The following is an 11430-nucleotide window of genomic DNA, read 5'->3' on the forward strand; positions in this document are numbered from 1 at the left end:
GTGGTGCACAATTCGCTGGCATTGCACCGAAGTTCAGAGAGGCGGCACGTACGTGGCTGTCCAAGAGATCTCCCGCCCCACCCACAACGGCAGCTGCACCTGCGACGACTGCCCGCACGGAGCACGTGAAGGGCACCGCCGCGCGGTCGCCGCGTTCCTGGAGAAGCGCGACGAGTTCGCCGCCGGACAGGGGCTGCCCGCCGCCGTCGCCCGCTCCGCCGGAGCGTCCCGGCAGTGGGTGTCCGACGAACTGACCCTGTCCGCCCGGACGGTCGCCGACCGGGGGCGGGAAGCCGGCCACTCCTGGCTGTACCTGCTGTCGCGGCGGGCGGTGCTCGCCGTGTGGATCGCCGCCGGGGTGCTGCTGCTCGTCCAGGTCGCCGCCGCGCTCGGCACCGGCTGGTCCACGGCGCGCACCGCCGGGCTGCTGGCCGCGCTCGTCCTGGCCGGCCTGCTGACGGTGGCCGCCCGGGCGCAGACGGTCCGGGGCGGGCTGCTGGCCCCGCTCGTCGGCGAGGACAACCGGCTGTCCACCTCGAAGGTGGTGCCGAGCGCCTGGCTGGTGCTCACCGCGTTCGCCGCGCTGCTGCCCGCCCTGCGGCTCGCGGCCTCCGCGCCCGGACCGGAGCGCGAGGCGCTGTACGCGGGCTTCGCGCTCGGCCGCGCGCTGCCGCTGCTCGCGGTGCTCACGATGACCTCGGCGGTGGCGGTGCTGGTGCGCCGCGTGGTCTCCGTACGGATCATGGGCCAGCGGCTGCAGAAGCTGCCGGCGGACCGCCCGACCGGCGCGGACCTGCTGACGGACGACGCGGGCCGGGGCTCCTTCCCGGACGCCCAGTACGTGCTGGTCTCCACGGTGGTCCTGGGCTTCGCGGCCGTGTCCCTGGCCCGGTTCCCGGACCGGCTGCCGCAGCTGCCGTGGGCGCTGGCCCTGCTGGTGGCGCTGTCGGCGGCGGTGTACCTGGCGGCGAAGTACGCCGAGGGCAGCCGTCCGCTGGTGCTGTCGGTGGTGCGCAGGCGCGAGCCCGGGGATCTGGACGGGGCGATCCGCCCCGGCGACGACATCGAGATCCGGGGCGTGGGCTTCGTGCCGCCCGGCGCGCAGACGCCGCAGATGCTGGCGCGGCTGGTGGTCCGGGTCGGGGCGGTGCACGTGCACGTGCCGCTGGTCCCGGTGCCGGGCGGCTTCACCAACCCCTCCGACGCGGTGCTGACCGTGCCGGTGCCGGCGGAAGTGGAACCGGGGCGGGTCGAGATCCAGGTGGTGACCGCCGCCGGAGTGGAATCCAACCGCTGCACGATCGACGTGGCCGAGTGAAGCGGGTACACATGTCGCGTGAACCGAACTGACGCACCTTCCAGCGCCCTCGGCGTCTCAGATGCCCCCGGTCTCGACCACGGCCTGCGCGCACTCGCCGCCCGCCACGCCCTCCTGCCCCTGCGGATCTTCCTCGGCGTGACCTTCGTCTACGCGGGCCTGGACAAGCTGACCGACTCCGCGTTCCTCTCCGCCACCGGCGACGGCTCCATCGGAGGGCTGATGCGCGGGGTGCGCGACACCTCCGCGATCCCGGCCATGGTGGACCTGGCGCTGAACGCGCCCGTCGGCTTCGCCGTCGCCCTGGCGATCGGGGAGATCCTCGTCGGTCTGGGCGTCCTGGCCGGACTCCTGACCCGGCTGGCGGCCCTCGGCGGGGCGCTGATCTCGCTCAGCCTGTGGCTCACGGTGTCCTGGGCGGTGACCCCCTACTACTACGGCAACGACCTGATCTACCTGATGGCCTGGCTGCCGCTGGTCCTCGCCGGGGCGCCCTACCTGTCGCTGGACTCGGTGATCCGGTCCCTCCGGTCGCGGCGCACAGCATAGGTCACCAGGCCGACCACGGCGGCGAAGGCGAGCCCGCCCAGGACCATCAACAGGACGAAGAACCAGGGCGGGTCGGTCTCGCCGGCCGCACCGAGCAGATAGAGCACGCCGGCCGCCATCAGGACCAGCCCCGCGATCAGCCGTCCCGGCTGGAACTCATGACGCCGCACGGGCCACCTCCACTTGTCCCACACCCGCACTCAGGTGCAGCTCGATCGTCCCGCCGGCCTCGGTGCCGGCGGCGGGCTCCAGCGTCGTCTCCCGGGTCTCGCCGCCTTCCCGGATCCGGACGTCCCGGCCGGTCTCCCCGGGCATGTGGATATCGCCCAGCCCGACCGAGACGTCGGCCCGCGCCGTGACCTCCCGGGGCACGACCACCTTGAGCCGTCCCGCCTCGAGGGAGGCGCTGACCGTCACCGTGGTGCCCTTCGGGACGTCCAGGCGGCTCAGGTCCAAGGTGGCCAGCCCGGTGCCCGCCTCGTACTGCGGGCGCACGTCGGCCACCGCGGCCGGACGCCATTCGACCTGCTTCCAGTCGGTGCCGATCTCCTTGGGCAGGGCGACCGCCCCGGCCAGCAGCCCGGCCGTGATCACCGAGAGCAGCACGGTGCCGAAGCCGGTGCGGCCCTTGAACGAGCTGACCGCGAGACCGAGGCCGAAGACCGCGAGGGCGCTGGCGAAGCCGACCTGCAGCGCGTGGCTGAGGGTGCTGCCCTCCCAGACCGAGGCGGTGGAGACCGCCCCGGCCAGCAGGGCCAGCACGAACACCCGGCCGCCTATGCCGCCCCGCGGAGCGCGGGGGACGCGCTCGCCGGGCGGAGCCGCCGCGGGGCCGCCCGGGACGCCCTCCGCCGTGTCGTCCGGACCCCACAGATAGCCGGTCGAGCCGACCGGGCCCGTGGTGCCGTCCTTGACCAGCGGGTCCCGCCACCAGGACGGGCCGCCGGGCGCGGGCGGCGCCTGCGTCTCCGGGGGCGCCGGGCTGTGCACGGTCCGGTGCCCCACGCGCGTCGCCACCGGCCAGACGAACTCCGCGCCCCCGGCGGACTTCTCCTCCGGGGCGGGGGCGGCCGGGTACGTGTGGCGATGGTGGCGCGACCAGTACGCCGCGCCGGCCAGCGCCAGGGCGGCCAGGACGGAGAAGACCGCCAGGGCGCCGTTGTCCAGCATCGACAGGAACAGGGCGCAGCCCACCAGCGCGGCGAACACCGCTGCCAGCGTCGCGCCCTCCACCCGGCCCGTCAGCAGCTTCTTCGCCTCGCTGTCGTCCTCGCCCTCCTGGGGGAGCAGCAGCCACGCGAACCCGTAGAAGATCAGACCGACGCCACCGGTCACCCCGAGGACGCCGAGCACGATCCGGAAGACCACCGGGTCCAGGTCGAAGTACCGGCCGAGTCCGCCGCACACGCCCGCGAGCACCTTGTCGCGCTTGCTGCGGCGCAGGGGAGGGCGCTCGCCGGGCGGCGGGGCCGAGCCGGCGGCCGGGCCGGCTCCTGCGTCCGGCGGCGGGGAATCGTGCACTTCGGTCATGTGTACATGGTGACGGCCCCCCGCCGCCGCGGACATCCGGATCTACCCTGGCGCAACCCTGATATCCCCCCGAGAGAACTGGGGGGCTGCCCTGATGTACCGGGTACCGCGCGCGTGTGACCATCGGTGACATGCCCGTAGCCGCCGCCCCCCGCCCGCCGTACGCACCGGAATCCGACGAGACGCCGCAGCGCAAGCTCTACCGCAGCGCCGACGGCCGGATGCTCGGCGGCGTCGCGCGCGGCCTCGCCGGACACCTCGGGGTGCCCGTCATCTGGGTCCGGCTCGCCTTCTTCGGCCTGTTCATGTGGGGCGACGGCCTCGGCGTCCTCCTGTACGCCGCGTTCTGGGTCTTCGTCCCGCTGGGCATCGGAGGCCGCAGCGGCCACCGCTCCTTCTTCGACACCCTCCCCGACGGCACCCGGCGGCTGCGCAAGCCCGAGCGGGGACAGATCACCGCGCTGATCGCGCTGTGCGTCGGCGCCGGCATCTTCATCTCCAAGGTCCAGGTCGGCGGCGCCTCCGGACGGTACGTATGGCCGACGCTGCTGGTCGGGGCCGGCGTGGTCCTCGTCTGGCGGCAGGCCGACAACGCCCGCCGCGCGCACTGGAACGCGGCCGCCGGCCGGCACGCCCGGCTGCTCCAGACCGCCCGCGCCCTCGCCGGCGTCGCCCTCGTCGGCGTGGGCCTGACGGTCTTCATCGTCGTCCGCGGCTCCGCCGCCCAGCTGGGCAACGTCATGACCGCGACCCTCGCCGTCCTCGTCGGCGTCGCCCTCCTCGCCGGCCCCTGGCTGATCAGGATGACCCAGGACCTCTCCGAGGAGCGCCTGATGCGCATCCGGGCCCAGGAACGCGCCGAAGTCGCCGCCCACGTCCACGACTCCGTGCTGCACACCCTCACCCTGATCCAGCGGAACGCCGAGGACCCCGGGGAAGTACGGCGCCTCGCGCGGGCCCAGGAGCGGGAACTGCGCAACTGGCTGTACAAGCCCGAGGGCACCGGCAAGGATGAGGCCGAGGAGCCCACGACGCTCGCCGACGCCGTCAAGAAGACCGCCGCCGACGTCGAGGACCACCACGGAGTCCCGATCGAGGTGGTCGTCGTCGGCGACTGCCCCCTCGACGAGAAGCTGGCCGCACAGATGCAGGCCGCACGCGAGGCGATGGTCAACGCCGCCAAGTACGGTGGCGAGGGCGGGCCCGTCCAGGTGTACGCGGAGGTGGAGGGACAGACGGTGTTCGTGTCCGTGCGCGACCGGGGGCCGGGCTTCGACATGGACGCGGTACCGGACGACCGGATGGGCGTACGAGAATCGATCATCGGCCGGATGCAGCGCAACGGCGGGACCGCGCGGCTGCGGTCCGCACCCGACGGCGGCACGGAAGTCGAGCTGGAAATGGAGAGGGCGGCGAAGGCAGCATGACCGAGGACAACGCGAACACCGGCGGCACGAGCCCCGGGGGTGCCCCCGGCGGCGGCCGGGGCAGGGTCCGGGTGGTGCTCGTCGACGACCACCGCATGTTCCGCACGGGAGTCCAGGCCGAGATCGGTGAGACCGACCGGACCGGGGTCGAGGTCGTCGGCGAGGCCGCCGACGTCGACCAGGCCGTCACCGTCATCACCGCCACCCGCCCGGAGGTGGTGCTCCTCGACGTGCACCTGCCCGGCGGCGGCGGCGTCGAGGTGCTGCGCCGCTGCGCCCCGCTGATGTCAGCCGCGGAGGACCCCGTACGGTTCCTGGCGCTGTCGGTGTCGGACGCCGCCGAGGACGTCATCGGAGTCATCCGGGGCGGCGCGCGCGGCTACGTCACCAAGACGATCACCGGCGCCGACCTGGTGAACTCCGTCTTCCGGGTCCAGGACGGGGACGCGGTGTTCTCCCCGCGCCTGGCCGGCTTCGTCCTCGACGCGTTCGCCTCGACCGACGCCCCGCCGGTCGACGAGGACCTGGACCGGCTCACCCAGCGCGAACGCGAGGTGCTGCGGCTCATCGCCCGCGGATACGCGTACAAGGAGATCGCCAAGCAGCTCTTCATCTCGGTGAAGACGGTGGAATCCCACGTCTCGGCGGTCCTGCGCAAGCTCCAGCTGTCCAACCGGCACGAGCTGACCCGCTGGGCGACGGCCCGCCGCCTGGTCTGATCCGGGGCGGCGTGGGTTCCGGGCCGAAAGCCCTGTGACCCACGCCGCAGCCGCTCGCGGGAACCCGGGCACGGCGCGGACCCCTCTTGCGTCCGTGATGAGTCTGACGGGAACCCCCCTCTTCGCGGCGGCGATCGCCTTGACGGCGTGCGCCGTCCTCCTGCCCCTGACGGTGTGGAGCAAGGTGCGCGGACCCGTCGCCGTGCGCGTCGTGACGCGCGCGGTGATGATGGTCTTCGCCCAGGTCACGGCCGTCGCGCTGGTGTTCATCGCCGTCAACCGCGACATGAACTTCTACGCGACCTGGGGCGATCTGCTCGGCACCGGCACGTACGTCACCGCCGCCCCCGACCTGGGACCCGACGGGCTCGGCGGGAAGAAGGCCGCCGAGGTCAAGGCCGCGCCGAAGGTGATCCAGGAGTTCCAGCCGGTCGAGGGACTCGGCGGCCGGGTCAAGAAGACCGAGCTCGACGGCAAGGTCTCCGGCGTCAAGGGTGACGTCCTGGTGTGGCTGCCGCCCCAGTACGACGACCCGGCCTTCAAGGACAAGAAGTTCCCCGTGGTCGAGCTGATCCCGGGCATACCGGGGACCGGCAAGTCCTGGTTCCAGGGGCTGAAGGCGCACGAGGTCCTCGAACCGCTCATGAAGAGCGGCAAGGTGCAGCCGTTCATCCTCGTCTCGCCGCGCGCCATGCTGCTCGGCAACGCCGACACCGGCTGCGCCAACATCCCCGGCAAGGTCAACGCCGACAGCTGGTTCAGCGTCGACGTCCGCAAGATGGTCACGGACAACTTCCGGGTCTCGGAAGAAGCCCGCACCTGGGGCGTGGCCGGGTACTCGGCGGGGGCGTACTGCGCCGCCAAGCTGGCGATCGGCCACCCCGACCGCTACAGCGCGGCCGTCTCCCTGTCCGGTTACAACGACCCGGGCCAGGAGCCCTCGTCGCTGGTCGCGCAGGATCCGGAGCTGCGCCGCACCCACAACCTGAAGCACCTGCTCAAGTCCGCGGCCACGCCGCCGGCGGTCTCGCTGTGGATGTCGGGGGCCGAGCAGGACGGCTACCTGTCCGGCACGGACCTCAAGGCCATCGCCCAGGGGCCGACCGTGGTGCACGCGGAGAAGGTGACCGGCGGCCACAACCTCGACAGCTGGTCGAAGCAGCTGCCGCAGACCTTCGACTGGCTGAGCAAGACGGTCAAGGCGCCGTAGGTTCCGTACGGGCCGGGGCCGGCTCCGGGCGTGGGTCCGGGTCCGCGGCCCGCTACGCCGGGCGGGAAGCGCCCGCCCACGGCATCGAGTCCACCGGCGCGAGACGCACCGTCGAGCCGGGGCGCGGGGCGTGGATCATCTGGCCGTTGCCGACGTACATGCCCACATGGGTGACCCCGGAGTAGAAGAACACCAGGTCACCGGGGGCCAGCTGGTCGCGGGAGATCCGCTGCCCGGCGTTGATCTGCGTGTACGTGGTGCGCGGCAGCGACACCCCGGCCGCGCGCCAGGCCGCCTGGGTCAGGCCCGAGCAGTCGAAGGATCCCGGCCCCGTCGCGCCCCACACATACGGCTTGCCGATCGCCCCGTACGCGAACGCCACCGCGCCGGCCGCGCGCGATCCGTCGGAGGGGGGCGGGGCTTGGCTGGCCGGGCCGGCGGTGGCGCCGCCGGCGGACTGGGCCTCGTAGGCCGCGCGCTGCTCGGCGGTCAGCTTGTCCAGGAGCCGCTGCGCCGCGGCCAGCTTCGCCTCGATCTCGGCCTTGTGGCCGGCGAGCTCGCCCTGCCGGGCGCGCAGGTCGGCGAGGCGTCCGGAAGCCTGTTCCCTGAGCTGTCCGACCTCGTCGACCTTGCGGCGCACGACGGAGATGCCGGCGGCGTTGCGGTTCCCGGCGTGCGCGATGAGGGCGGCCCGGTCCAGGTACTCCTGCGGGCTGTCGGACATCGCCAGCTGGACGGCGGCGCCCAGGGTCCCGCTGCGGTACTGGGTCGCGGCCAGCGAACCGAGCGTGTTGCGGGCACTGTTGAGCTGATCGGTCTTGCGGGCCGTCTCGTCCTGCAGTCCGGCGAGCGCCCGCTCCGCGTCGTCGGCCTTCTCCTTCGCCCCGTTGTACTGCTCGGTCGCGGCCTCGGCCTCCCCGTAGAGCCGGTCCACCTCCGCCTTGACCTGCGAGGGCGTCGGCTGGGGGTCGGCGTGGGAGGTGCCTTCGAAGACGGTGGCGGTGGCAGCGCCCGCGAGGGCGAGGGTGGCGGCGGTGGTCCGGGCGGTGGTCCGTGCGGTGCCGCCGGAAAACGGGCGCTGCCTGAGCTTTCGATGACTGGCCACGAGGGCCTCACGTCCTTCCTCTGTCGGTGCTTGGAGGAGGACGCTAGACCCGGAGGTAACGGGCGGATGACGGGTGATCGTAAATGGCCGCACGCGACCGGATCTTGTCGTCCGGCCGCCGTACGGCCACCGCCGATGACCGCCGATGGCCGGTCGGGCCGTCCGCGGGCCGTCGTCCGCGGGCCGTCGTCCGGGAGGCGACGGCGGCCGCGGCTCCGGTACCCGGCCCCGGCGCCGGCACTCGGCCCCGGCGCCCGGGATCAGTGCCAGAGAACGGCGATGAAGACGTTGGCCACGGTCAGTGCGCCGACCGTGCCGAACAGTGCCTTGTCCACCCGCTCCTCGTCCCGCTTGACGTAGACGAGGGCCAGGATCACGAAGAGGATCGCGAGCTTGACGCCGATCTTGACGTTGTTGACGGCTCCGCCGTCCATCTCGCGGAAGCCGACGAGCAGCACACCGGTGACGAGCATGGTCAGCGCGCCGTGCAGCATCGCGGGCACGAACCGGGCCGTGCCGGCGCCCATCGCCTTCATCTGGGTCAGGAAGCCGCCGAGGAGCGAGGCGATGCCGATGATGTGCAGGCCGAGGAAGACATGGATGAGAACGTTCATGCCGAGGAGCCTAGGTGGTGGCCTATCGCGGATCTCGGTCAGGTGTGCGAAGGCTTCGAGGCCTGGTGGGGGAGGGGCGGGCCCCGCGAGGACGGGCCCCGGGCGGCCCCGCCCCGGAAGGGTCCGCGCGGGGTCCACCGGGCCGGTGCGGCCCAATTTCCCGGGCCCGGGACGCACTGTCGGTCCCGCCCCCTAGACTCGGAAGGCGATGAGCAGCCTCTTTGACGACAGCTTCCTGACCGACCTCTCCCCCTCCGACGAGGTCCCCCCGCCGCCCGAGGATCACGCCGCCCCCGAGCCGGGCGCGGACGATCTCTTCGGGGGCCGGTTCGACGTGGCCCACGGCAGTGGGGGCCGCGGGGACGCGTACTACCGGGACGGCGCCCCCCGGCCCGTCATCGACCCGGCGGCCCTCCTCGAGGGGCTGAACGCGGAGCAGCGCGCCGCCGTGGTGCACGCGGGGTCGCCGCTGCTGATCGTGGCCGGCGCCGGCTCCGGCAAGACGCGCGTGCTGACGCACCGCATCGGCCACCTGCTGGGCGCGCGCGGGGTCCACCCGGGCCAGATCCTGGCGATCACCTTCACGAACAAGGCCGCCGGCGAGATGAAGGAGCGCGTCGAGGGCCTGGTCGGCCCGCGCGCCAACGCCATGTGGGTCTCCACCTTCCACAGCGCGTGCGTCCGCATCCTGCGCCGCGAGTCCAAGCGGCTCGGCTTCACCTCCTCGTTCTCGATCTACGACGCGGCCGACTCGAAGCGCCTGATGGCGCTCGTCTGCCGCGACCTCGACCTGGACCCGAAGAAGTTCCCGCCGAAGGCCTTCAACGCCAAGATCTCGAACCTGAAGAACGAGCTCATCGACGAGGACGCCTTCGCCGGGCAGGCGGTGGACGGCTTCGAGAAGACCCTCGCCCAGGCGTACGCGATGTACCAGGGGCGCCTGCGCGAGGCGAACGCGCTCGACTTCGACGACATCATCATGACCACGGTCCACCTGCTCCAGGCGTTCCCGGAGGTCGCCGAGCACTACCGGCGCCGCTTCCGGCACGTCCTGGTCGACGAGTACCAGGACACCAACCACGCCCAGTACACGCTCGTGCGCGAGCTGGTCGGCACCGGCTACCCGGACCTGCCGCCCGCCGAACTGTGCGTCGTGGGTGACGCCGACCAGTCGATCTACGCCTTCCGCGGCGCGACCATCCGCAACATCCTCCAGTTCGAAGAGGACTACGCGGACGCCACGACGATCCTGCTGGAGCAGAACTACCGCTCCACCCAGACGATCCTGTCGGCCGCCAACGCGGTCATCGAGCGCAACGAGAACCGCCGTGCGAAGAACCTGTGGACCGAGGCCGGCACCGGCGCGGTGATCACCGGGTACGTCGCGGACACCGAGCACGACGAGGCGCAGTTCATCGCCGACGAGATCGACCGGCTGACGGACGCGGGCGACGCCAAGGCGGGCGACGTCGCGATCTTCTACCGGACGAACGCGCAGTCCCGCGTGTTCGAAGAGATCTTCATCCGCGTCGGACTGCCGTACAAGGTCGTCGGCGGCGTGCGCTTCTACGAGCGCAAGGAGGTCCGCGACGTCCTCGCGTACCTGCGCGTCCTGGCGAACCCCGAGGACAGCGTCCCGCTCCGCCGGATCCTGAACGTGCCCAAGCGCGGCATCGGCGAGCGCGCGGAGGCGATGATCGACGCGCTCGGCATGCGCGAGAAGATCACCTTCCCGCAGGCGCTGCGCCGGGTCGACGAGGCCTTCGGCATGGCCGCCCGCTCGACGAACGCGGTCAAGCGCTTCAACGTGCTGATGGAAGAGCTCCGCACGATCGTCGACTCGGGCGCCGGCCCGGCCGTGGTCCTGGAAGCGGTCCTGGAGCGGACGGGCTACCTCGCCGAACTCCAGGCCTCGACCGACCCGCAGGACGAGACCCGGATCGAGAACCTCCAGGAACTGGCCGCCGTGGCGCTCGAGTTCGAGCAGGCCCGGGAGGCCGCGGCCGCGGAGGCCGCCGAGAACGGCGCCCCGCCGGTGGGCCCCGGCACCCTCGCGGAGTTCCTGGAGCAGGTCGCGCTCGTCGCCGACTCCGACCAGATCCCGGACGAGGACACCGACGGCAACGGCGTCATCACCCTCATGACCCTGCACACCGCCAAGGGCCTCGAGTTCCCGGTGGTCTTCCTGACCGGCATGGAGGACGGGGTCTTCCCGCACATGCGGGCGCTGGGCCAGACCAAGGAGCTCGAGGAGGAGCGCCGCCTCGCGTACGTCGGCATCACGCGTGCCCGGGAGCGGCTGTACCTGACCCGCTCCTCGATGCGCAGCGCCTGGGGCACCCCCTCGTACAACCCGCCGTCGCGGTTCCTCGAGGAGATCCCGGCCGAGTACCTGCAGTGGAAGCGGACGGGCGCGGCGCAGAAGCCGGCGGGTCCGATGCGGGGCTCGGGCTACGGGTCCTCGGGTTCGGGCGGCGGCGGTTCGAAGAGCTCGTTCGGCACCTCGCCGGAGTCGTTCTTGTCCTCGTCGCGGTCGAAGACGGGTCCGTCCGGATTCGCGACGCGCCGGGCCTCCGACAAGCCGGTGATCGCGCTGGTGGTCGGGGACCGGGTCACGCACGACCAGTTCGGGCTGGGCACGGTCATGGAGGTCAAGGGAGCCGGCGCGGACGCGCAGGCCACCATCGACTTCGGGGACGAGAAGCCGAAGCGGCTGCTGCTGCGGTACGCGCCGGTGCAGAAGCTCTAGCGTCGCGTCAGGCCGCCCGGACGGTGGGAGCCGTTCGGGCCGGCCCGGTGGTTCGGCCGGCTCCTAGTGCCGCGTCAGGCAACGTTCGCCCCGTCGCGACGCCCGGCACGCACGCTCGCCGCACCGGCCGAAAGCCCAAGTACGTCCAGTACGAGCGCTTGCGGCCGGCACGCCGAGAGCACGCACCGGACGCCGCTCCTCAAGGGGCA

The 11430-nt window shown here is 72.6% G+C and carries 10 protein-coding genes; 6 read left to right on the forward strand and 4 right to left on the reverse strand.

Annotated features, from left to right (window positions below):
* The first annotated feature begins 52 nt into the window (after positions 1-52).
* Together ACWF9Z_RS12215 and ACWF9Z_RS12220 are read left to right on the forward strand one after the other, a co-directional pair.
* Positions 53-1318 carry a hypothetical protein gene (locus ACWF9Z_RS12215; protein WP_453600692.1) on the forward strand — a complete coding sequence of 422 codons (1266 nt, stop codon included), beginning with the start codon at positions 53-55 and terminating at the stop codon, positions 1316-1318.
* An 18-nt stretch (positions 1319-1336) separates the two neighbouring features.
* On the forward strand, positions 1337-1867 hold the full coding sequence (locus ACWF9Z_RS12220) for a DoxX family protein (protein WP_453600695.1): 531 nt from the start codon (positions 1337-1339) through the stop codon (positions 1865-1867).
* Here ACWF9Z_RS12220 and ACWF9Z_RS12225 read toward each other — a convergent pair.
* A complete protein-coding gene (locus tag ACWF9Z_RS12225; RefSeq protein WP_453600698.1) occupies positions 1813-2037 on the reverse strand; it encodes a hypothetical protein in 225 nt (74 codons plus the stop codon). The two genes, ACWF9Z_RS12220 and ACWF9Z_RS12225, sit on opposite strands and share 55 nt — an antisense overlap.
* Entirely contained in the window at positions 2024-3397 is a 1374-nt protein-coding gene (locus ACWF9Z_RS12230) for a PspC domain-containing protein (RefSeq protein WP_453600701.1), read from the reverse strand. Before ACWF9Z_RS12230 ends, ACWF9Z_RS12225 begins: the two co-directional genes overlap by 14 nt.
* A 131-nt stretch (positions 3398-3528) precedes the next feature.
* Here ACWF9Z_RS12230 and ACWF9Z_RS12235 point away from each other — a divergent pair, with 131 nt between their 5' ends.
* The 3 genes from ACWF9Z_RS12235 (at position 3529) to ACWF9Z_RS12245 (ending at position 6753) form a co-directional block, all read left to right on the forward strand.
* Complete coding sequence (locus ACWF9Z_RS12235; RefSeq protein WP_453600704.1) at positions 3529-4824, forward strand: ATP-binding protein; 1296 nt, start codon at positions 3529-3531, stop codon at positions 4822-4824.
* On the forward strand, positions 4821-5543 hold the full coding sequence (locus ACWF9Z_RS12240) for a LuxR C-terminal-related transcriptional regulator (RefSeq protein ID WP_453600707.1): 723 nt from the start codon (positions 4821-4823) through the stop codon (positions 5541-5543). Before ACWF9Z_RS12235 ends, ACWF9Z_RS12240 begins: the two co-directional genes overlap by 4 nt.
* A gap of 97 nt (positions 5544-5640) precedes the next feature.
* Positions 5641-6753: an alpha/beta hydrolase gene (locus tag ACWF9Z_RS12245; RefSeq protein ID WP_453600710.1), complete on the forward strand. Its 1113-nt coding sequence runs from the start codon at positions 5641-5643 to the stop codon at positions 6751-6753.
* 52 nt (positions 6754-6805) lie between these two features.
* On the opposite strand, the gene ACWF9Z_RS12250 is transcribed toward ACWF9Z_RS12245, so the two are convergent.
* Together ACWF9Z_RS12250 and ACWF9Z_RS12255 are read right to left on the reverse strand one after the other, a co-directional pair.
* Positions 6806-7858, reverse strand: coding sequence for an NlpC/P60 family protein (locus ACWF9Z_RS12250; protein WP_453600712.1), 1053 nt, complete (start codon positions 7856-7858; stop codon positions 6806-6808).
* A 260-nt stretch (positions 7859-8118) separates the two neighbouring features.
* Positions 8119-8472 carry a hypothetical protein gene (locus tag ACWF9Z_RS12255; protein WP_453600715.1) on the reverse strand — a complete coding sequence of 118 codons (354 nt, stop codon included), beginning with the start codon at positions 8470-8472 and terminating at the stop codon, positions 8119-8121.
* A 208-nt stretch (positions 8473-8680) separates the two neighbouring features.
* Here ACWF9Z_RS12255 and pcrA point away from each other — a divergent pair, with 208 nt between their 5' ends.
* Positions 8681-11221 (forward strand): DNA helicase PcrA, encoded by a 2541-nt coding sequence (gene pcrA, locus ACWF9Z_RS12260; RefSeq protein WP_453600718.1) that lies wholly within the window; start codon positions 8681-8683, stop codon positions 11219-11221.
* Positions 11222-11430 lie beyond the last annotated feature (209 nt).

The organism is Streptomyces sp. NPDC054961, assembly GCF_053609145.1.